This window comes from Methylomusa anaerophila, assembly GCF_003966895.1.
GTDB classification, from domain to species: domain Bacteria; phylum Bacillota; class Negativicutes; order Sporomusales; family Sporomusaceae; genus Methylomusa; species Methylomusa anaerophila.
Genome location: NZ_AP018449.1, coordinates 1143385 through 1166874, shown reverse-complemented (window position 1 = coordinate 1166874; position 23490 = coordinate 1143385). Strand labels below are relative to the sequence as shown.

The window sequence follows — 23490 nt, the reverse complement described above, 5'->3', positions numbered from 1 at the left end:
ACTATACGTTGCTATGTTATTATTAATAAATGTAAAAATAAATATATTAAAAAATTTACGGCTGTTGCCAAAAGGGGGATGGTGTATATCCTTGAGTCATTAGTGCTAACCTTGTTGCCGATTGTGCTTATTCTGGCTATGCTTATCATTTGGAAACAGGCCGCCGATATTAGCGGTATTGTCGGCTGGGCAGCCATTGCGGCTGTTGCTTTTTTTGCATTTAGTACAAGCATGGAAGTTATCCTACGTTCTACCGTCGCGGGTTTTATTAGGTCATTTGCCGTTTCGCTTATTGTTGCCGCTTCGTTGTTGCAAATGGCCTATATGGAACAAACCGGCGCTTTGCGAAGAATCATTATCTTCATCAAGACCATAGCCTGTGAAAATCGGGCAGTACAAATTATGATGATTAATATTGGGTTTGGAACATTAATGGTGTCCGTAGGGGCGACGCCGGTATCGCTGTTACCGCCAATTCTTCTGGCAATGGGATATTCAAGTTATGTGGCTATTGCCCTGCCGGCGATCGGATACGATTCTCTCTGTACATACGCGCTTCTGGGGGCGCCGATTGTTGTCTTTGTAGATATAGCCAACAATTTTTTCGGCAAAGGACATGAAATTACTCTCGCCCAGGCGGGAATGACGTTCTACATGTTTTTGCCTGTGGTATCCACTTTGATAGGTTTTTGTATGCTATGGATTGTGGGACAATGGCAAGCCATCAAAGAAGGCTGGGGCCCTTGCCTGATCACCGGGACGGTAATCGGTGTGGTATCATATTTTACTAACAAATATGACAATCTGGTCGTCCTTACCGGCGTATTATGCGGCATTGCGGTTATTGTGACAATGATAGCGTTTTTGCTTATTCAAGGCAAAAAAGTTATTGACCAGAGTAAACTGACGGCTGAGGAACTTGCCTACAAAGAACAGTATCCGTTATGGAAAGCGTTAACCCCGTGGCTTTTATTGATTGCTTTTATTTTAATTTTAAATATACCTAAAGACATGTTTAATTACCTTTACCGGGTACTCAAGCTGCCCATTACCGGTGTAACGGCCGACGGCAGCCCAATTGATACAAGAGCGTTATGGAATGCCTATACCTGGATATTTATCAGTACCATTGCCTCGATGGCGTTTATCCGGCCAACTGCCCAGCAACTAAAGAACACGCTTTCCACTTGGTGGAAACGGGCTCCCCGGCCGGTTTTCTCTGCCGCCATTTTTTTCGCCATCGGCGAGATCATGAACATGTCGGGGTACAGTATGGCTACCCAAAAGTTCGAAACGGCGAGTATGGTGAAAGTATTAGCGGATTATTCAGCCCTGTACTTCCATGACGCTTATGGCGCTGTTGTGGCCTTTATCGGTTTATTTGGCGGATTTATTACCGGCAGTGAAGCTTCGACGATTGCCATGTTTGCCAAATATACGATGACGACAGCTAAAAATCTGAATATGGATTTGACGGGGGCAATTATTATTACCGCCGGGCTGGCTTTCGGCGGCGGTTTGGCAAGCGTCATATCGCCGGCTAAATTGCAAAACGCGGCTGCCGCCATTGACAGGCTTGGCGATGAGAATCAAATCATTCGCGTTGCTTTTGTATTTTCGGGAATATTGACTTTGGTTACTTCATTGTTTGTTGTAGTGCTACTGAATATCTTTGCTTAATCTTTTACAATAACGGCATTCCCCTTGCATAAGGGCGGGTGCCGGTTTTTTTATTAAAATTCCGCTTCAGATGTGAGAATCATAGAGCTTTTGGCGCCTTTTCCTGCGAATGCATTTTGGGAGTGAGGAAATAATAACTATCAGCTTATGCTATGTGGAACGCATTAAAGAATTGAAATTATCCGGGTATTGGGAACGCTTCGACGCTGTCGTTTGACCTCCGCTTATCCTAATACCCGGATGACGATTCTTTAATGCGACATAGATAGACCATATTGGAGGGATCATTTTGCAAAAAGTGTTGGTATTTTCTCCTCACCCTGATGATGACGTTATTGGTTGCGGCGGCAGCATATTAAAGCATGTTAAGAAAGGGAATGTGGTCTCGGTTGTGCATATTACGTCAGGAGATAGCGGGAGTTTGATATATTCTCCCGGCCAGACTATTTCTATCCGGGAGGATGAAGCGGATAAAGCTGCCAAATTCTTAGGGATATCGGAGGTTCATTTTTTTAGAAATGCGGATGGGAATTTGAGTTATACCTGGGAAAACCTCAGCCGGATTATTTCATTGCTCCGGTCACTTCGCCCCGATGTTGTATATCTCCCGCATAAACAGGATAGTCACCGCGATCACCGGATAACCCACGAACTGGTAAGCGAATCTTGTCTGCGGGCCGGCAGCCCGGAAGCGCAAGAATGCGGGCAGCAACTGTGGTCTGTCGGCGTCATTCTTTGCTATGAGGTGGGCACCCCGTTGCCAGAGGTAAATTATGTTGAGGATATTTCCGAATGGATGGAAGCGAAGGTCGAAGCCATGCGGTTGCACAAATCGCAACTGGCAAATCTGGCATACGATGAAGCGGTGCGGCATCTTAACAGGTTGCGGGGAATTACTACCGGCAGGGGTGCTTATTGTGAATGTTTTCAGGTTCTGAAAGTATCGGAATTGTTTTGAGAGGCTGTGACGGCAAGAGGTGCAATCATCATATACATAAGAATTTTAGCGTGAATAATATTTATTTAAATAAACTTTTACAATGAGCGAATGGTTGATATAATGTTGGAGCTTTTTTCGGGTTTACGCCGCTGGCGCCGTCTTATCTGGCGGCGATCATGGGGCTGGTAACAATATATTTGGTTTTAGTTGAATTCATAAAGCGTTGGTTCTATCGCCGCTATGGGTGGTAGGAAAACCTGTGCTTTCTCTATGAGGCCGGGGAAAAGTGTTGATGTCAGCAGCAACACGGTCAGCATGATCAAAACGATGGTAAATGTCCAGGTAAGGATATTGTACAGCCGGGAGTTGCTGTACTCGCCCATAATGTCTTTATTGTTGGCAATCATCACCATGAAGATGAGTATGGGCGGCAGCAGTATGCCGTTTACCACCTGGGTCGCCAGCATGACATGATATAGGGACAGGCCGGGCCACAGCACCATGGCGGCGCTGAAGGCGATAACCACTGTATACAGTCCGAAAAATACCGGCGCTTCCTTAAAGGTCTTACTGATACCGCTCTCAAAACCGAAAGCTTCACAGATGGGGTAGGCCGTGCTAAGGGGGAGGATAAAAGCCGCCAGCATCGAAGCCCCAAACAGGCCGGCGGCAAAGAGCAGGGAAGCATATTTTCCCGCCAGCGGTTCCAAGGCAATGGCCGCATCTTTGACCGTCTCGATGGGGATGTGGTTGACGTACAAGGTAGCGGCCGTAGCCACCATGATAAAGAAAGCGATAAAGCCGGTGAAAAATGAGCCGATGAAGACATCCCACCGCGTATATACATAGTCTTTGGCGGTAATCTCCTTATCCACCACCGACGCCTGGACGTAGAACTGGCCCCAGGGAGTAATCGTTGTGCCGACGACTCCTATAGCCAAGAGCAGGAATTCCGCGTCACCGGCAAACGAAGGCTTTACTGAAGCCAGCAAAACTTCCTTCCAGGGCGGATCAATGAGGATTCCCGATATTACGTAACTGAAGAAGAGTACGCACAAGGCAAGAAAAATCTTTTCCGTATGGGCATAGTCCGCTTTTATTACCAGCCACCAGACCACGAATGCCGCTAGCGGCACGGATATCCCATATTTCGCAGTCTCGTGAGAAAATACAAAAATTTTTCTAGAAAATACAAAAAGAAAATGGTTTTCAAAGGCCGATGGCGAATCTATCCATATCAAGGAAATGGAGGGAACACCATGGGCTGGAAAGGAACATCAAGCCTGGAGCAACGGCAGCAACAGACGCCGTTTGCTCCGGTTGTCGCAAATCAGTACTTGAATCAATTAGGGTTCGTCGAGACCATTAACCGATCCGTAGAATGGGATTCGAAACAATGTAAAGTTTCTCCCGGTCTTTTGGCCAAGAGTGTAGTATTATCAACATTTGCCGATACACGCACTCCCCTCTATCGCATCTGGAAAACATTCTACGGAACCGATATTGCGATGCTATTTGGCGAAGGTCTAGCGGCAGAAGACTTTTCCGACGATGCCATTGCTCGAACTCTCGATAAAATCAGTGCCTTCGGTACGGAAACCTTGTTTAGCCGGATTAGTCTGGCGGGTCTTGCTGCCTATGATGTTCCTGTAGACAGACTTCATTGTGATACTACGTCGATCACTCTGGCTGGTGCTTACGAAGAATGTGAGGAGGAAGACTATCAAGGTTTATCTGTCTGCCATGGGTATAGTAAAGATCATCGTCCGGATCTTAAACAAGTCGTTTTGGGCAAAGTCGTCAATGAGCATGGAATTCCGCTGGTCAGTCTACCGCTTGATGGCAATACATCCGATACAGAATTCAACCGCTTGGCTCTCAATATTCTAACGGAAACCTATGGAGAGCGGCTTGAGAAGATGGTCTACATTGCCGATTCCAAGCTTATTAATTTGCCAACCCTGAAGATTTTTACAGAGCGGCCTACCCCTGTCCAGTTCATTTCTCGCTGTCCAGATGCTTTCTATCGGAAACTGGCGGTTCGGGTAAAACGACTGGCATTTGAGTCTGATGGAAATTGGGTTTCTCAAGGTGCGATTGGAGAAGGCAAACAGTGCGCCCAGTACCAGACACAAGGATTTCGAGAATGGGTAGATGGATCGGTATACCGTCTAATCGTAGTCAAAACCAGTGCCGGTCGGGAGCGGGTAGACAAGATTCTAGCCAAAGACCGAAATTCCTTGGAGAAGGCCCTAGCCCTTCTGGCGGATCGACCGTTTGCTTGTGAAGCAGATGCCCGTAAAGCAGCCCAGTTATTCGACCAGGAACATAAGAATTCTTGTTATGAATGGGAGTGGAACCTGGACTCTACCACGGTGGAAAAGAGATCACGTGGCAATCCGGGAAAAACACCTAAACCTCCAATCACAGAAACGACTTGGCGTGTGCAGGGCAAGATCTTCCGAGAGAAAACCGACAAATGCGATCTACTCCGTTATAAAGATGAGAGTTTTGTCTTGATTACCAACGTAGCCGAAGAAGCGATGTCTGACCGCGAAGTGTTGCGCCAATATAAGGAGCAGCACCGAGTTGAGGTACAGTTTAGGACGCTCAAGGAACCCGCGCTGGCGGCACAGATATTTCTCAAGAAACCAGGACGTATCGATGCTTTGTTAATGTTATTGTCCGTGGCGCTGTTGATTCGAGGACTGATGCAATTTCGGGTTCGTCAGCAACTGGCAGGATATTCGCAGACTCCGAGAATCGGGATGAATCGGGCCAAGCTGACCCAGCCAACAGCCGAGATGTTGCTGATACTATTCAAGTCCTATGTGCTGATCCGGGAAGGGCCAGATTACAGGTGTGAGTGTCAAAGTAACGAAGATTTGAAAGCGTTTCCCATTTGGATGGATCTACTTGGCATTCAATTTGAATAGTGCCAGGAAAATTTCGTGATTGGCTCATCAAGCATGGGCTTATTCAAGTTGCCCTTGTTATAAAAAAAAGTCTGTGATGCACATTCCTTAGCTCTTCTGAATTACTCGACCATATTACTATTTATTGCTTACATTAGGGTGCGAAAAATGAGGGATATATATTTACTTACGCCGAATATATCCAAACTGGTTGCTATACCGGAAAATTCGGAGATAGTCGTGCCAATATTGGCGATAAGGAGCACCGACATTGCGAACAGGGTCCACTTGACTCCATACAGCTCACGAATTAGGTCGGCTAATCCGCGACCCGTTACTGCTCCCGTACGGGCCGAAATTTCCTGAGCTATGGCCAGAGCAACAGTAGCTACAAACATCGTAAATAATAATTGGTAGCCGTACTTGGCGCCGGCCGCCGCATACGTGGTGATACCGCCGGCATCGTTGTCGGCGAAGGCGGTGATTATTCCCGGCCCCATAATGGCGAGAAACAACACGATGCGATTGCGAATATTATTCATTGCCATGGTTACCACCTCCGGGATGCAAGTTTGCTGCCTCTGAACAACAGACCGGCGTCAAAACCGCTCCGTTCCGGCATCAACAACTGTAGTATATCGTCTACTGTTACGATACCGAGCATTGTACCGTCGTCATCCGCAACCGGTACGGCCAATAATCCGTACTTGGAAATGGTTTCAGCAACTTTACGGTGATCATCGTAAGGTCTGACTAGTATTACTTTGTCTTCCATCACGGATTCCAGCGAACTGTCCGGGGACGCAAGAATGAGTTCCCGCAGTGACATTACTCCCAGTAGTTTTTCTTTCTCATCCACAATATACAAGTAGTATATGGTTTCAGCCCCGATAGCCATCTCGCGCAGGAGCTTGATAGCCTGGTCCGCAGTCAAATGCGGGGACAAGCAGATATACTCCGTTGTCATTAGGCCGCCGGCGGTATCCTCCGGATACTCCATCAGTTCCCGGACTTCTTTGGCTTCTTCGGTTGCCATGAGACTGAGTATTTCCTCGGTCTTCTCCTGCGGCATCTCGCTAAGAATGTTAGCGACTTCATCACGCGGCATCTCTTCCAGTATGTCGGAGGCATGATCTACATCCATTTGGGCGATAACTTCCACTTGGGAGTCAAGGCCCATCTCGCTGATGGCTTCGCCGGCCTGCTCAAGGTCAAGACTCTTGATGAAGCCGGCCCGGCTCTTATAATCCATCTCTTCAATAAGGTCGGCGATATCCGCCGGGTGCAGCTGCTCAAGCTGCTCCTTGTCCCGGTTAAGCTGCAGTTTGGATGTGCGAACTTCCAGCGGTTTGATGTATTGGAGTCCGATGAAGTGATTGCTCCATTTTGCTACCAGGAATTCAAGTCCCAGGCGCCGGAATAATCCGCGAACACCAATATCGACGGCCACGAGAACGAGGGTGCGCTTATCTTCATGAGCCACCCAGGACAAGGTAATGTCGTTGACTCTAACCAGCTTGGAACCTTTCAAATCAATAATTTGTTTATCGAGTAGCCAGCGGCCGACGTAAAGTTCGTTGTCAAGCAGGGGCTTTGTCAGCAAATGATCGGCGTCGACAGCAAGTCTCAGGCCATCGTCGCCAAACGAGCTGATAAGCTCGACCGGCAATAACCCTTGTTGACGGTTTTGAAATTTGATGCTTGTGACTCGCGGCGTCACTCCGTCCCACAGTATCACCACATCCTTTACTTTGCCTAGCCGGCGACCGGCAGCGTCGATTATCGGTTTTCCTTCCATACGGCTAAAAAAGAAATCGGCTAAAACTTTTACTTCATTCATTGACATTTACCTCCCTTTTGCCAGACTCCGGCTCATCCCAAGCCGTTGTCTGTATAATCATATGTGCTTTCACAACTAGGGCCGGAGTCCATGTATACCACCTCCACAAATCTAAAACAGAAATATAAAAGGCCCTCCGCAATGCGGAAGGCCTTTTCAAGTAAATGAAAGAAGCCTCCCCACTCGTTGAGCTTTGGCACTGCATAACGTAGAGCAAACCCATCCTCAGCCACGTTAAGTAAAACCTTAATCCGGTAATACCTGTTCTACCCATTGGCGTCTCTCGACGTTTCCGGGCAGTGGCTTTTGTTTATGCAGGAGCCTCACCTAACAGAGAAATGAACATTAATTAATTTAATATAAAGTATACGCTACTATGGCAAAAAGTCAATTAATTTAATGTGACACCGAATCAAAGGAGTGTCAATGATCTATATGGAACGCAGTCGACGCTGCCGCTTAACCTCGGAGCAACGGCGATCAATAAACAGACTTAACTACTGCTGAATTATATATTTTACATTGAATTTACATCTGCGTAACACTAGTCAATAAGAAACCTGTCATAATATAAACAAGCTAAGAAATTTGATATATTTTACTGAAAATTATCCTAATTGCGGCAGGCCCTGAATACGGTAGAAGCTGCCGGATTCTAATTACGCAATCTCTTATAATTAAAATGTAGGGACGGCAATGGCTCCCCCCTGAGCTGTATTGTCGTCCCTACAATGTTTATAGTAAAAAAATGAATAGAAATATTTGCATGTTAAGTAATAATATGGTAATATTGAGTTAACGTTAACTTATCTACAAATAATAATGATATTGTTCTTTAGTGTAGTGCATATGGACAGAACCGAGTGTCAAGACAGACGCTCGGTTTTTTGCACTAGAATTTATAGCCTGAATTCTTTAATTTACCGGGTTCTGGTCTATTTTTAATCCTCTTTTCATATGTTACTGTATCTACTGGATACAGTTGTCAATTTTGTTACAATAGGAAACTATATGTCATAAGGGGAGGGGAACTGGCATGAGAAGCAAGGAATGTATTGCAATGATACTGGCTGGTGGCCAGGGCAGCCGACTGAGTCTGTTAACGCAGCGGCTGGCCAAACCGGCGGTTCCGTTCGGCGGCAAATATCGCATTATTGATTTTTCTTTAAGTAACTGTCGCAATTCAGGGATTGATACAATTGGGGTGTTAACACAATATCAGCCATTGACACTTAATTCCTACATTGGTATCGGCAGCGCCTGGGATCTGGATCGTCAAAACGGCGGCGTATTCGTCCTGCCGCCTTATACGAAAGAAAATAAGGGTGAATGGTATAAAGGGACGGCGGACGCCATTTACCAAAACATGAATTTTATTGATAGGTACAATGCTTCCTATGTGGTAGTATTATCCGGCGATCACATTTACAAAATGGACTATTCATTAATGCTGGACTATCACAAAAATAAAAATTCGGAAGCTACTATCGCCGTTAGCCAAGTGCCGTGGGATGAGGCCGGCCGATTTGGTATTATGAACACGGATGGCAGGCGGCGTATCACCGAATTTGAGGAGAAGCCGAAAAATCCCAAAAGCAATCTGGCTTCCATGGGCGTCTATATCTTTAACTGGAGTGTGCTGCGGCGTTATCTGGAGGATGACGCCAGGGACATTTTGTCCAATCATGATTTCGGCAGAAATATTATACCCGAGATGCTGGCAGGCAGGTGCAATCTCTATGCCTACGCTTTTAACGGCTACTGGAAAGACGTAGGGACAGTGGATAGTTATTGGGAAGCCAACATGGACCTGCTGGCGGAAACCCCGGGCCTAAATCTTTATGATGCGGACTGGAAAATTTACTCGGTGGATGCGGATCAGCCGCCGCAGTATCTGGCGCCCGGCGCGCGAGTGACCCGATCGATTATTGCCGATGGCTGCATGGTATACGGACAGGTGGATCACTCTATCCTATTTCCCGGCGCCTACGTTGGTCCCGGGGCCCAAATAAAGAATTCCGTAATTATGCCGTATGTGCAAATAGGCGAAATGGCAGTCGTAAACCACGCAGTGATCGGGCGAAAGACGGTATTGGAACCGGGGGTAATGGTAACCGGCGATGAATTGGGCGCCGAAGTGCTGCTTGTGGGAGAAAACTTACTGATTTCACGAAATTTCCGAGCTGCCAAAACGACGGCAGTGAATGAGGGAAGGGAAAGCTGGGAGTATACCGAATCACAGGAAATGGCAGTCTCTTAAACACTGGGTAACTGGTTAATATACCTGCCGGAAAACTTGTTTCGGCAGGTAAAATTTGTTAGTAACAGGAATTTTAAAATCCATGGCGAATTATTATTTATAAGTGGAATTTGGAATAAATTGCTAGATATAAATCACCACACAGCAATACATAACAGAAGGTATAAGTTCTTCGAAAGCGTAGTTTCGTACTTTACGAAGGATAAAGATAACGGTTGTTTTTTCATCAAAATAGAAAGCAGGAATTAAACTATGTTAACACCACCGCTAAGCGAACACGATTTGTATTTATTTCATGAAGGCACCAATTTCAGGAGTTATCAATTGCTGGGAGCGCATCTTGTCCGGCAGAACGGCGTGGACGGAACCCGGTTCGCCGTGTGGGCTCCCAACGCCGTCCAAGTTAAAGTTATCGGCGATTTTAACCAGTGGTGTGGTGATGACCATGCTTTGCAGCGTATAAGCCAGTGTGGTGTTTGGGCTGGATTTATTCCCCATCTGAAAGCCGGTGACATATATAAATACGAAATTGAGACCCAATGGGGCGAACTGCTGCATAAGGCCGACCCGTATGCCTTTGCCGCTGAGTGCAGACCGAAATCAGCCTCCGCCGTCTGCGATTTAAACAGCTATAACTGGCAGGATGCAGCCTGGCTGCAGGATAAGCGGAACTGTTCTCCTTATGCCAGTCCGATGAACATTTATGAGGTTCACCCGGGATCATGGAAACTGAACGCGGAGCGGCAAATGCTAAGTTATCGGGAACTGGCCGAAGCGTTGCCTGCCTACGCCAAGAAGATGGGCTATACGCATATTGAGTTAATGCCGGTTGTGGAGTATCCCTTCGACGGCTCATGGGGGTACCAGGCTACGGGCTACTACGCTGTAACCAGCCGTTACGGCCCGCCGGCGGATTTCATGTATTTCGTCGACTGCTGCCACCAGCATGGTATTGGCGTTATCCTGGATTGGGTTCCCGGTCATTTTTGCAAAGATGCCCACGGTTTGGCCCGCTTTGACGGTACGGCTTTGTACGAATACGGCGAATCATGGCGAGCGGAAAACCGGCAGTGGGGAACTTTAAATTTTGATTTGGGACGGCCGGAAGTTATGAGTTTTCTCATTGCCAACGCTTTTTTCTGGTTTGAGGTTTATCATATTGACGGCCTTAGAATTGACGCCGTGGCCAACATGCTGTACCTAAACTACGCCCGGCCGGAAGACGAGTGGGTTCCCAACCGGTATGGCGGGTCGGAAAACTTGGAAGGCATTCAGTTTTTGCGCAAACTGAACGAAACGGTTTTTGCCAACTTTCCGGCGGCGCTGATTATTGCCGAAGATTCCACGGCCTGGCCGCTGGTTACTCACCCAACTTACCTGGGCGGGCTTGGTTTTAATTTTAAATGGAATATGGGCTGGATGAACGATATGCTCCGCTATATGGAGCACGATCCCATTTATCGCCAATGGAATCACAATTTAGTCACCTTTTCTTTTATGTATGCATTTTCGGAAAACTTTGTCCTGCCGCTGTCCCACGATGAAGTGGTGCATGGAAAAAGGTCGCTGTTAGATAAAATGCCGGGGGACTACTGGCAGAAGTTTGCCAACTTGCGGGCCTTTTACGGCTATATGATGGCCCACCCGGGAAAGAAACTGTTGTTCATGGGCGGGGAATTCGGACAGTTTATCGAGTGGAATTACCGGGACAGTTTGGACTGGCATCTTTTAAGCTACGAAATGCATGGGAAACTCCACAGTTATGTCCGGGATGTCAATCATTTTTATCTTGAGTCGCCGGCATTTTGGCAAAATGACCGGGACTGGCAGGGTTTCAACTGGATTGATTGTCAGGACTACAGCCATAGCGTTATTGCTTTTATGCGCCAGGGAGAAAAAGCCGCGGATGTTATTATTGTTATTTGTAACTTTACGCCGGTAGTCCGGCATGGTTACCGTATCGGCGTGCCGCCGGCCGCTTGTTACCGGGAAGTATTTAACAGCGATTGGCAGATTTACGGCGGATCGGGGCAAACCAACGCCGGCGCAATCAAGGTTGAGGAGACGCCTTGGCACAACCGGCAAACTTCTGTTGAGCTTACTTTACCGCCTCTGGCTACCATTTATCTCCGACCGGAACATATCATACTCAATTCTGCATCATCTGAATAGCCCAAACAGCGTACACGCAGCCGCAATAAGGAGAGGGGAACGGTATGCGAACCAAAGAATGCGTCGCTCTGATTCTGGCCGGCGGGCAGGGGAGCCGGCTGGGACTGCTTACAAAAAAGCTGGCCAAGCCGGCAGTACCTTTTGGCGGCAAGTACCGCATCATTGATTTTTCCTTAAGTAATTGTTACAACTCCGGCATCGACACGGTGGGGGTGCTGACTCAGTACCAGCCGCTGGCGCTGCACTCTTATATCGGTATTGGCAGCGCCTGGGATCTGGACCGGAAAAACGGCGGGGTTTTTGTTTTGCCGCCTTATGTGCAGGAAAAAGGCGGTGAATGGTACAAGGGCACGGCGGACGCTATCTATCAGAATTTGAATTTCATTGACTTGTTCGAGCCGGAATATGTAATGATTTTATCCGGCGACCACATTTATAAGATGGATTATTCCCTGCTGCTGGATTACCATAAAGAGAAAAATGCCGACGTTACCATTGCTGTTATTGAAGTTCCCTGGAACGAGGCCGGCCGGTTCGGCATTATGAATACGGCCGCTGACGACCAAATTGCCGAGTTTGAGGAAAAGCCCAAAAATCCTAAGAATAATTTAGCATCCATGGGGGTTTATGTCTTCAAATGGCAGACACTGAAAATGTATCTCGTCCATGATGCCGCCGATCCAAGTTCCAGCAAAGATTTTGGAAAAAATATCATACCCCGGATGCTGGCCGGAGGAGAACGTCTCTACGCCTACCGTTTTCAAGGATACTGGAAAGATGTGGGTACGGTGGAAAGCTTTTGGGAAGCCAATATGGATCTGCTCGGGGACCAGCCGGCTTTTGATTTACATGATCCCAACTGGCGGATATACTCGGTTAACCCTGCCCTTCCCCCTCAATACCTGGCTGAAGGTGCCCAGGTCCAATGCTCGCTGATCAGTGAAGGCTGCCGCATTTTCGGCCAGGTGGAGAATTCAGTGGTTTTTCCCGGTGTTTATATAGGCCCGGGGGCTAAGATTAAAGATTCCATTATCATGCCGTATGCCGCAGTCGGACGGGATACCATAGTCAGAAAGGCTATCATCGGCCGTAAAACAGTACTGGAAAACAAAGTGCAAATCGGTTTGGGTGATGACGGTGAAGGGCAGGCTTCGGAGGCTTGGTTTTCCGGCATTACTTTAATCAGTGACAATATGGTGATAACCAGTGATACGAAAATCAAGCGCAATGCTGTGCTAAGCCGCGACCATAGTACGCCGCCCTTTGGCGGCCATTAGCAAAGGGAGGGCTGTCATTTGAAAAGCATTATGGGTTTTATCAATACCTTTGAAAACGACAGTATGCTGCGGGAAATGACCCGGTTTCGGCCGCTGGCTGCATTGCCTTTTGCCGGTCGGTACCGGTTGATCGATTTTATCTTGTCCAATATGATAAATTCCGGTATTACCAATGTAGGGATTTTGGCTACAGGTAATTACCGGTCGCTTATGGATCATCTGCGTTCAGGCAAAGAGTGGGATTTGGCCCGCAAACGGGACGGCTTGTTCATACTGCCGTCAATCAGCGCTTCCTGCGGCTGGACGGGACTGGCCGGCGATCTGGCGGATGTCCATAATAATCTGGATTACATCCGCGCCAGTCGGCAACAATATGTGCTTTTGTCCGGCACCGGTACCGTATGCAACATGGATTACCGGCTGGTTTACGATTTTCACCAGGAGAAAAAAGCCGACATTACCGTTCTGTACAAAGACTGCCACAACCACCCCGATAAGGATTTGGCCAACGCGACAGTAGTGGAAACAGACAGCGAGGGGCGTATTACCGATATGGAGATCTACCCGGTAAAACCCCGTTTTAACAAACTGGCTTTAGATATGTATTTTATGGAAAGGGAGCTGCTGGTGGAATTAATCGACGCGGCCATATCCCGGGGCGGGACCAACCTGGTAAGGGATTGTTTTCAAAACAACCTTGGCAATTTCCAAATTTATGGTTATCCTTTTCCGGGCAATGTGGCCAGAATTCATTCTATCCAGAGTTATTTCCGCCATAGCATGGATTTATTGAAACCGGAAGTTTACCAGGAATTATTTTTTGAGTACGGGACTATTTATACCAAGGTAAAGGATGAAGCTCCGGCCAAATACCAGCAAAGCGCCAACGTGCAGGCAGCCCTCATTGCCAACGGTTCGGTAGTGGCCGGTACGGTAAAGAACAGTATTTTATTCCGGGGTGTACAGATTCATAAAAATGCTAAGGTTATCAACAGCATCATTATGCAAAAAGGGGAAATCGGACCCGGTGTGGTGCTGGAGAACGTTATTTGCGACAAAGATGTACACATAACCGAAGGGAAGAAACTGAAAGGGGAACTGAATCATCCGATTGTAATTGAAAAGGGGACAGTGATTTAGTATGGTGAAAGTATTGTTTGTAGCCTCTGAGGCAGCACCTTTTGTAAAAACCGGCGGTTTAGGGGATGTAGTCGGCTCACTACCCAAGGAACTTGTAAAGCATGGAGTTGACGTCAGGGTAATCCTGCCCAGATATGGTGATATTCCCGAACACTTTCGCGAAAAGATGACACTTGTGACCACACTGACGGTTCCGGTCGGATGGCGCAAACAGTACTGCGGCCTGTTTGAGCTTGAGCAGGAGGGAATACACTGGTATTTCATCGACAATGAACAATATTTTAAGCGGCCCGGTGTATACGGTTATTATGATGAGGCCGAGCGGTTCGCCTACTTTGGCCGCGCTGTTTTGACTCTCATACCCCACCTTGACTGGCAGCCGGACATTCTCCATTGCCATGACTGGCAAACGGGAGTCATTGCACCGCTGGTTAAGACTCAATATGAGCAATATCCTGGCGTTGAAGGGCTATACACCATTCATACCATTCATAATCTGGCCTATCAGGGAATATTCCCGCGGGAAGTGCTGGAAGACCTTATGGGCCTCACAGATACTGTGTTTACCAATGACGGGCTGGAATTCCACGGCTGTGTAAACTTCCTGAAAGGGGCGCTGGCATTTAGCGATCTGATCACGACTGTAAGCTGTTCCTACGCTCAGGAAATACAAACACCGTACTTTGGCGAACAACTGGACGGTTTTCTGCGCAAGCGGCAGCGTGATCTCCATGGGATTGTAAACGGTATTGATTACGAGATTTACGATCCGGCCGCTGATGGGGAAATTTTTGTAAACTACAACTGGCGCGGCACCACCAAAAGGCTGGAAAATAAGGTAAAGCTGCAGGCGGCGCTGGGCTTGCCGGTAAATAAGAATATTCCCCTCATCGGCATCGTGTCCCGTCTGGTCAGCCCCAAGGGTTTTGACCTGGTGGCGCGGGTGCTGGACGAAATACTGGCGCTGGATGTTCAACTGGTGGTACTGGGAAGCGGGGAGGCGCATTATCAGCATATATTCCTGGACGCCGCCTGGCGTTACCCCGGCCAGGTGTCGGCAAATATCGGCTTTACCGACTCGCTGTCCCGCAAAATCTACGCCGGCTCTGATTTATTCCTCATGCCGTCCCGCTTTGAGCCGTGCGGCATCGGCCAGCTTATCGCCCTGCGTTACGGCAGCCTGCCTGTCGTCAGGGAAGTGGGGGGCCTGAAAGATACGGTGCTGGCTTACGATAAAGAGACAGGAGAAGGAAACGGGTTTAACTTTGCCAATTATAATGCCCACGACATGCTTTATACCCTTGAGCAGGCGGTGGAACTGTATAAGGACCACAAAACATGGGCCAAGATTATGAAAAACGCCATGCGCGCCGATTTTAGCTGGCATAATTCCGCCCTTAAGTATGTAGAATTGTATACCGGACTTAAAGGGCCGGAGCAGCAATAGCCAAGTGCAAGTTTATCCAGTTTCGATCCTATTTCGGATAATAGCCGGAAAGACGTGTAAAGGGGGTAGAAAGTTAATGTTCAAAACTACCGAAGAGTTCAAAACGGAATTTGTGGATAAACTGCAAACCTTGTTTGGGCAAAGTCTGGACGACTCGTCCCCCAAAGACAAATATATCGCCCTGGCCAGTCTGATCCGGGACCACATCAGCAAGCGCTGGTACCAAACCAACAAGCAATACCGCTATAGCGGGGAGAAGCAGGTCTATTACTTTTCTATGGAGTTCCTGCTGGGAAAATTGCTGGTCAATAATCTTTTCAACTTGGGCATAAAAGATATCTGCCGCCAGGGACTGGCCGAGATGGGAATCAGCCTGGAAGAACTGGAGGCGCTGGAGCCGGATGCCGGCCTGGGCAATGGCGGTTTAGGGCGGTTGGCGGCATGTTTTCTTGATTCGCTGGCTGCCCTGCAGTTTCCCGGTCATGGCTGCGGCATCCGTTACCGTCATGGTCTGTTCGAACAAAAAATCATCAATGGGTACCAGGTGGAACTTCCGGACAACTGGCTCGAGGACGGATACGTCTGGGAGGTACGGAAGGCCGACCGGGCCGTTACCGTGAAATTTGGCGGCAACGTCCGGATGGAAACTCACGAGGGCCAATGTATTTTTTATCATGAAAATTATGAACCGGTCCGGGCCGTGCCTTATGATGTCCCGGTGGTTGGCTATAACTGTGAAACGGTAAACACGCTGCGGCTTTGGAGCGCCGAAGCTGATGAATTCGACTTTTCTTCCTTCAGTAAAGGCGATTACCTTAAAGCGGTGGAGTATAAATATAATGTGGAAGCTACCACGCAAGTACTGTATCCTGATGATAACTATCAAGAAGGACGGATCTTAAGGCTAAAACAGCAGTATTTCTTCGTAGCGGCAGGTATCGCCAGCATTGTGCGGCGCTACATGAAGAATCACTGTGAAGCATATAATTCCATAACCAAATTCCATGAATACATTTCCATCCATATTAATGATACCCATCCGGCACTGGCCATTCCGGAACTAATGCGCGTCTTCATTGATGAAGAGGGGTTATCCTGGGAAGAAGCCTGGCACATTACCGTGAATACGGTATCCTATACAAATCATACCATACTGCCGGAAGCTATGGAAAAATGGCCCATAGATATGTTCAAATGTTTATTGCCGCGTATCTACATGATTGTAGAGGAAATCAATAAACGCTATTGCGCCGCTCTTTGGCAGCGGTATCCCGGTGAGTGGGAAAAAATCCGGCGCATGGCCATTATTGCCGATGGCTATGTGCATATGGCCCATTTGGCCGTGGTTGGCAGTCACAGCGTTAACGGCGTGGCGAAAATTCATTCGGAGATATTGAAGAAGCAAGTAATGGCCAATTTCCACGAATTCTATCCTTACCGGTTTAACAATAAAACCAATGGGGTAACCCACCGCCGCTGGCTGGCTAATGCCAATCCCCAGCTAGCCGCTTTAATTACCGATACGATCGGTTTTAGCTGGCTGGCTCATCCTACCGACCTTACCAATCTGCACAAATATGCCGGGGATGCCGTTTTCCAGGAGAAAATAGCCCAGGTAAAGCGCCATAATAAGGAGGTTCTTGCCAAGTATATTAAGGATCATAACGGCATCACAGTTGATGTTGACTCCATATTTGACGTGCATGTAAAGCGCATTCATGCTTATAAGCGCCAAACCCTCAACGTCCTGCATATTATGGATTTGTACAACAGACTGAAGGAAAGCCCCGATCTTGATATTGCGCCGCGTACCTTTATCTTTGGCGGTAAGGCGGCTCCGGGCTACCATTTGGCTAAACGGACAATAAAGCTTATTACTACTTTAGCCGGAATGGTGAACAAAGATCCGCTGGTTAAGAATAAGATCAAGATAGTCTTCCTGGAAAACTACAGCGTATCCCTGGCGGAACTGATTATACCGGCGGCGGATGTCAGTGAGCAAATTTCCACCGCCAGCAAAGAAGCGTCAGGTACCGGCAATATGAAATTCATGATGAACGGGGCGGTTACCATCTGTACGCTGGATGGCGCCAACATTGAAATGCGGGATGAGGTTGGCGCCGAAAATATCATTGTTTTCGGGCTAACGGCCGACGAGGTAATCCGTTACTATACTCAGGGCGGCTATAACGTGCTTGATCTTTACCACAGCGACAAGCGGATCAAGATGCTGGTAGACCAACTGACAAACGGGTTCTTCCCCGTAGGTTTCGACGAGTTTGACGCCATCTACCACTCGCTGATCCGGACCAATGACGAATACTTTGTCCTGAAAGATTTCGGGACCTATATCAGTGCTCAGAACCGTATCAATGAGTTTTATAAAAATCAGAGCAGCTGGAGAAAATTATCAATTAATAATATTGCTTTTTCCGGACGCTTTTCCACCGACCGGACGATATCCGAATACGCTATCGGTATCTGGAAAATTAAGCCTCTTGTTGTCCGGGTAGGCGGCAGGCAATATTCCTCTCCCGCCTGTTTACTGGATGATTAGGCCAGGCAGTTCTACTTCTGGGAGGTCGTCACCAATGGGATACCACGCAATAATGCATGACTCTCAGGATTTACGCTACCGCAGCCCTTTTGGGGCTGCTTCTTGTCGTTCAACCATTACTTTAAGGCTAAGTATAGACAGACAGGAGTTTTCAGCAACCGCTGACGCCGTTATATTGCGCACATGGCGGGACCGGACCGGCGAGAGCTTAAAAGTCATGGTAGTAACCCGGGAAGAAGCATCCGGGCGCCAGTGGTACGAAACTTCCATTACTGCGCCGGATGAACCCGGTCACCTCTGGTATTACTTTATAATCAGGCAGGGCAGCCAGACTTATTATTATGGGAACAACAGCGAAGAGCTGGGGGGCCTGGGGCTGATCACCGATTCGCGGCCGCAGTCGTATCAAATTTCCGTCTACCGGCCGGAGGCCAAGACGCCGGCGTGGATGAAAGACGCCGTTATCTATCAGATATTCCCGGATCGGTTCTATAACGGCTCGCCCGACGGCCGGGTAATGAATCCAAAGCCGGGAAGCCTGCTGCACGCATCCTGGCAGGATACTCCCGTATATACCCGCGATGTGGAGACAGGCGCCATCCTGGCCTATGATTTTTTTGGCGGCAACCTGGCCGGCGTGATCAAGAAATTGCCGTATCTAAAAGAATTAGGCATAACCGCCATCTATTTCAATCCTTTGTTCGACGCGCCCAGCAATCATAAATATGACACCGGCGATTACAAGACCATTGACCCCATGTTTGGGGATAATGCTCTTTTCGCCGAGCTGTGCGCCCAAGCCCAGGCCATGGGCATCTATGTCATCCTGGACGGGGTATTCAGTCACACCGGCAGCGACAGCCTTTATTTCAATAAAGAAGGGAATTACCCGGGGGTGGGCGCTTACCAGTCCCCGGCGTCTCCCTATTACAGCTGGTACCGGTTCAGCGCTTACCCGGACGGCTATGAATCCTGGTGGGGCATTGACACCCTGCCTAACGTCAACGAGACGGACCCGTCGTACATCCGCTATATTATTGCGGCGGAAGACAGTGTTCTTAAACATTGGCTGCGTTTGGGCGCCAAAGGTTGGCGCCTGGATGTGGCTGACGAGCTGCCGTCCGAGTTTATTGCTAGGTTCCGGCAAGCATTAAAAGAACAGGATCCTGATGCCGTTTTGATCGGCGAAGTGTGGGAAGATGCTTCCCGCAAAGTGGCCTATGGCGAACTACGGCAGTATTTCAGCGGCGATCATCTTGACAGTGTGATGAATTATCCTTTTCGTCAAACGGTATTGAATTTTTTGCTGGGGTGCATGGATGGAGAAACTGTGCAGCGGGTATTGATGAATTTATATGAAAACTACCCGCAGGAAAACTTTTATGCGGCCATGAATGTCATTGGCACGCATGACGTTCCCCGGATTTTAACCCTGTTAGGGGAAGCTCCGGCCGAAGTCCAGCAAACGAAACTAGCCGCCTTTAAGCACAAATTGACGCCGGAGCAGAGAAGCAAGGGAATAGCCAGATTGAAACTGGCGGTATTATGGCAGATGACCTTTCCCGGCGCCCCCTGCGTCTACTATGGCGATGAGGCCGGACTTGAAGGCTACAGCGATCCCTTAAACCGGCGGCCTTACCCGTGGGGGCGGGAGGATACCCGGCTGGTGGCCTGGTACAAGCAGATGATTGCCCTGCGCCATCAATATACTGTACTGCGCAGCGGCCACTGGCTGCCGCTGCTGGCCCAGGGCGACGCGTACGGCTACGCCCGCCGGTTAACCGGCGGCCGGGATGTGTTTGGCCGGCTGGTTGCCGATAACACCGCCATAGTGCTTCTAAACCGGAACCCAATTGAAACGGTGCACATTGACCTTGACCTGAACCATTTGATCGGCGATCAGCTTTACGCCTATGATTTGCTAAATAATGATGAAAAAATCCCCTTTACTGAAAACGGGCATCTGGTGCTTGACCTGAAACCCTTGGCGGGAATGCTGCTGGCGGCGGATAAGGAAGAGCATCCCCGGCCAGGAGACAGAATGAGCGGCGTGCTGCTTCATCCTACTTCCCTGCCCGGACGGTACGGGATCGGCGACTTGGGGGACGCGGCATTCCAATTTGTTGATTTTCTCCAGACTGCCAAACAGCGGTTGTGGCAGGTACTGCCGTTAAATCCCACCGGTTTTGGGGAATCCCCCTATCAGTGTCCGTCGGCTTTTGCCGGCAACCCGCTGCTCCTGTCCCCTGACCGGATGATTGAGCGGGGCTGGCTGACCAGGCCGGAAGTGGATGCTGCCTTTGCGGCGGAGAAGTTTCCCGACAGTTATATAGATTTTGCTCGGGTCAAAGCTTGGAAAGAGCGGCTGTTCCGCCAGGCTTTCACCCGTTTCCGCCAGCAGCCAAAGCCGGAAAGCTACCAAAGCTTTGTCACAACCCATGGCGACTGGCTGGAGGACTACGCCCTGTTCATGGCCTTAAGGCAACGTTTTGCCGGGGGCAAGTGGAATTTGTGGGATGCCGCAATCGCCGGCCGGCAGGCTGAGGCCCGGCGGCAATATAAGCAGGAACTGGCCGGGGAAATAGAGTATCATTTCTTCCTCCAGTATGCCTTTTGGCAGCAATGGGGCGAACTGAAAACATACGCCAACGGGAAAGGTATCCGCCTGTTGGGCGATCTACCCCTGTTTGTAGCTCACGACAGCGCCGATGTCTGGGCTAAGCCGGAACTGTTCAATCTGGATAAACAGGGAAATCCGGCGGCGGTAGCCGGGGTTCCTCCCGATTATTTCAGCGCCACCGGTCAATTATGGGGCAATCCCCTGTACCGATGGGATGTCATGGCCGGGGACGACTACGCCTGGTGGCGCCGACGCCTGGAGGTCATCTTCACCGTGGTTGACATTGCCCGTATGGATCATTTCCGGGGCTTGGAGTCCTACTGGGAAATACCGGCCGGTGAAAAAACAGCTGTAAAGGGTCGCTGGGTATCCGGCCCGGGGGAAAAGTTTTTCCGGGTTATTGGCCGTTACTTCGAGAATCTGCCCCTGATAGCCGAGGACTTGGGAGTAATTACGCCCGCAGTGAACCGCATCAAGAACCAGTTTGCCTTTCCCGGCATGCAGGTGCTGCAGTTTGGGTTTGGCGACGGCGCGGCGGCTCCGGCTCTGCCGTATAATCATAGCCGGAATTCGGTGGTATATACCGGCACCCATGATAACAACACCCTGCTCGGCTGGTGGCGGGAAGTGCAAAAAGATAATTTATGCCTTCAGAATATAGTCCTGGATCATTTGAAACAGTTACACCTAGGCGAGGATAACAGTGAGACGGGAGTATGCGAGCAACTGGTCCGTCTGGCCTGCATGAGCCGTGCCGACACTGTTATCCTACCCCTGCAGGACGTGCTGTTATTAGGCGGTGAAGCCCGCATGAACCGGCCGGGCACTGTCGGCGGCAACTGGCGGTGGCGCTTTCGCGAAGGAGATTTAACGCCGGCAGTAGCCGGACGACTGGCTGGCTGGACCGAGTTCGGCGGACGGGGATAAAAGGAAAATGTAATGCCCCCCGTTGTCAAGACACTAAAACTATTTGCAGAATAGAAAGCGCAACCCGGCTATTTGAAGAATATTCAAATACACAGAGCGATGAGCAATTCATAGATTTGGCAAAAGAAGAAATAGCGGAGAAGCCTGTTCAAACTGAAAAGCAGGCCGGGGAATTAATTGCGAGTTATCTATATGGAATTCAAAAATGATTTTCTATTAATCGTAATGCTAGGAACGCTTCGACGCTGCCGCTTAACCTACGCTTATCCTAGCATTACGATTGTAACTCATTTTTGAAAACTATATAGTTCAAAACAATATCGGCCTTAATGACTTAAAAGCCAAAGAAAATGAGAACCTGCGATGGGACCTTGTCAGCAAACTGAAAAGAGAATCCAGTTTATCAATACGTCAAATTGCGAATTTGTTGGAATAAATCGAAACATGGTGCAGCGAACGAAGTGAGCCAGAGAACCGTCCCCTTGACTCTTGCAGAGTGCCGGCGAGTGACAAAAGAGTCAAGGGACCGTCCCGTGACTCTCCTCAAAAAACATCCAACCTAGGTTGGATGTTTTGAACTAGCGATTAATTTGCAACCCTCTTAGTCTTTCTAGTCGGACGGAGGGAATGTGCCATATAGCGAAATAATATAGTTTATGCCGACACACGGCTGGACATTGTCATGCGGCAAACCACCGCCCGGAAAGGCACTCACCGCTTTTTGATCCAACGCGGTATTCGGTGCATTATTCGTATAAATCGGCGTGCTCCTGGCAACATTTGTCCAAGCATTGTTTTGCGGGTCAGCGCTCATACTAGTGGGGGTGGGGACCTTACCCTTTACGGTATGAGTATGGCTGGGCATTTGCGCAGAGGTTAATGTCACCGTAACGCTGCCGGGAGCATCATTGAGATTTCTTGCTGTCAAACCGGTGCCTGTACCGGACCCCATCGGCGCCCTGCCCCGCAAGTCGGGCAGGGCGAATGTGCCTTGCGAAGCGTTCCCCCCGTACGTATTTCCCAGCACGGCGTATAAAGCCTGGTATTGGTTGGTGGGAAGCACCTGCCCCTCACAAAACAGCCACTCCAGCGGCGCATAGGTACCGGCGAACAACCGGATTTCTCCCACATACGAATCCATTTCGTCAGCCTCCTTTATGGTCTTTGGGGATAAAGCCCCGTGGTCGCGATACAATAACTCAGCGCCAGAAAGGGCTGCATATTTTCATGCCCCTGGCCGCCGCCCTGCGGGCTTACTGCGCCGCCATTCATTTGTGGCGGCGAAGCGGGGAGCGCACCGTATAAATTCTGGCCGGCGGCCCCGGCCGCCCAAACATTTCCCGCCACGGCGTAACCTGTTCCCGCCTCCGTATTGGCCTGGGCCGCATGGGTATGGGCAGGAACTTCACTGATGGTCAACTGATGCGTTTCGCCGCCGGCGGTCATCCCCATTTTCTGGAACGCAATTCTGGTCGGATCGGCAACTTGCGGATGCACCGCGACCCGCCCCCGCAAGTCCGGCAAAGCAAAGGTGGTTCGGCCGTCCCCGCCGAAATAATTGCCGATAAGGCTAAACAGCGCCGTATTTTGCTGAACCTGCAGCAGCCTGCCGTCGCAAGGCGTCCAGCCGCGTGGTATCAGCCCATACGAAAATAGCCTGATTTCACCTATAAACCAATCACTCATAGTTTCACTCCTTCGGTCTTCCTGGTTTT

Annotated in this window: 15 protein-coding genes and 1 riboswitch; of the genes, 10 read left to right on the top strand and 5 right to left on the bottom strand. The window is 49.1% G+C overall.

Annotation, left to right across the window (positions count from 1 at the left end; genetic code table 11):
- Positions 1–78 precede the first annotated feature (78 nt).
- Both MAMMFC1_RS05140 and MAMMFC1_RS05135 read left to right on the top strand, forming a co-directional pair.
- A complete protein-coding gene (locus MAMMFC1_RS05140) occupies positions 79–1680 on the top strand; it encodes an L-lactate permease (RefSeq protein ID WP_126307067.1) in 1602 nt (533 codons plus the stop codon).
- A gap of 298 nt (positions 1681–1978) precedes the next feature.
- Entirely contained in the window at positions 1979–2638 is a 660-nt protein-coding gene (locus MAMMFC1_RS05135; RefSeq protein WP_232035787.1) for a PIG-L deacetylase family protein, read from the top strand.
- A gap of 185 nt (positions 2639–2823) precedes the next feature.
- Here the strand turns inward: MAMMFC1_RS05135 and MAMMFC1_RS05130 are convergent, their stop codons facing one another.
- Positions 2824–3756, bottom strand: a complete 933-nt coding sequence (locus MAMMFC1_RS05130) for an NRAMP family divalent metal transporter (protein ID WP_232035677.1) — start codon at positions 3754–3756, stop codon at positions 2824–2826.
- A gap of 123 nt (positions 3757–3879) precedes the next feature.
- Here MAMMFC1_RS05130 and MAMMFC1_RS05125 point away from each other — a divergent pair, with 123 nt between their 5' ends.
- Positions 3880–5556, top strand: a complete 1677-nt coding sequence (locus tag MAMMFC1_RS05125) for an IS1634 family transposase (protein WP_158618614.1) — start codon at positions 3880–3882, stop codon at positions 5554–5556.
- Between the two features lie 128 nt (positions 5557–5684).
- On the opposite strand, the gene MAMMFC1_RS05120 is transcribed toward MAMMFC1_RS05125, so the two are convergent.
- Together MAMMFC1_RS05120 and MAMMFC1_RS05115 are read right to left on the bottom strand one after the other, a co-directional pair.
- On the bottom strand, positions 5685–6083 hold the full coding sequence (locus MAMMFC1_RS05120; protein WP_232035676.1) for a divalent metal cation transporter: 399 nt from the start codon (positions 6081–6083) through the stop codon (positions 5685–5687).
- Between the two features lie 2 nt (positions 6084–6085).
- Positions 6086–7375 (bottom strand): magnesium transporter MgtE N-terminal domain-containing protein, encoded by a 1290-nt coding sequence (locus MAMMFC1_RS05115; protein WP_126307059.1) that lies wholly within the window; start codon positions 7373–7375, stop codon positions 6086–6088.
- Between the two features lie 171 nt (positions 7376–7546).
- Positions 7547–7717: riboswitch (M-box (ykoK) riboswitch) on the bottom strand.
- Positions 7718–8411: 694 nt separating this feature from the next.
- On the opposite strand from MAMMFC1_RS05115, the gene MAMMFC1_RS05110 reads away from it, so the two are divergent.
- From MAMMFC1_RS05110 to MAMMFC1_RS05080, 7 genes are all read left to right on the top strand, one after another.
- Positions 8412–9635 (top strand): glucose-1-phosphate adenylyltransferase, encoded by a 1224-nt coding sequence (locus tag MAMMFC1_RS05110; RefSeq protein ID WP_126307057.1) that lies wholly within the window; start codon positions 8412–8414, stop codon positions 9633–9635.
- A 252-nt stretch (positions 9636–9887) separates the two neighbouring features.
- Complete coding sequence (gene glgB, locus MAMMFC1_RS05105) at positions 9888–11807, top strand: 1,4-alpha-glucan branching protein GlgB (protein WP_126307055.1); 1920 nt, start codon at positions 9888–9890, stop codon at positions 11805–11807.
- A gap of 44 nt (positions 11808–11851) precedes the next feature.
- Positions 11852–13084 carry a glucose-1-phosphate adenylyltransferase gene (locus MAMMFC1_RS05100; RefSeq protein WP_126307053.1) on the top strand — a complete coding sequence of 411 codons (1233 nt, stop codon included), beginning with the start codon at positions 11852–11854 and terminating at the stop codon, positions 13082–13084.
- A gap of 18 nt (positions 13085–13102) precedes the next feature.
- Positions 13103–14224 carry a glucose-1-phosphate adenylyltransferase subunit GlgD gene (gene glgD, locus MAMMFC1_RS05095; protein ID WP_126307051.1) on the top strand — a complete coding sequence of 374 codons (1122 nt, stop codon included), beginning with the start codon at positions 13103–13105 and terminating at the stop codon, positions 14222–14224.
- A 1-nt stretch (position 14225) separates the two neighbouring features.
- On the top strand, positions 14226–15671 hold the full coding sequence (gene glgA, locus MAMMFC1_RS05090) for a glycogen synthase GlgA (protein ID WP_126307049.1): 1446 nt from the start codon (positions 14226–14228) through the stop codon (positions 15669–15671).
- Between the two features lie 76 nt (positions 15672–15747).
- Positions 15748–18228 (top strand): glycogen/starch/alpha-glucan phosphorylase, encoded by a 2481-nt coding sequence (locus MAMMFC1_RS05085; protein WP_126307047.1) that lies wholly within the window; start codon positions 15748–15750, stop codon positions 18226–18228.
- A gap of 34 nt (positions 18229–18262) precedes the next feature.
- Positions 18263–21775, top strand: coding sequence for a bifunctional glycogen debranching protein GlgX/4-alpha-glucanotransferase (locus MAMMFC1_RS05080; protein WP_126307045.1), 3513 nt, complete (start codon positions 18263–18265; stop codon positions 21773–21775).
- A 610-nt stretch (positions 21776–22385) separates the two neighbouring features.
- Here the strand turns inward: MAMMFC1_RS05080 and MAMMFC1_RS05075 are convergent.
- Both MAMMFC1_RS05075 and MAMMFC1_RS05070 read right to left on the bottom strand, forming a co-directional pair.
- Entirely contained in the window at positions 22386–22916 is a 531-nt protein-coding gene (locus MAMMFC1_RS05075) for a phage tail protein (protein WP_126307043.1), read from the bottom strand.
- 14 nt (positions 22917–22930) lie between these two features.
- Positions 22931–23461, bottom strand: a complete 531-nt coding sequence (locus MAMMFC1_RS05070; protein ID WP_126307041.1) for a phage tail protein — start codon at positions 23459–23461, stop codon at positions 22931–22933.
- Between the last annotated feature and the right edge of the window lie 29 nt (positions 23462–23490).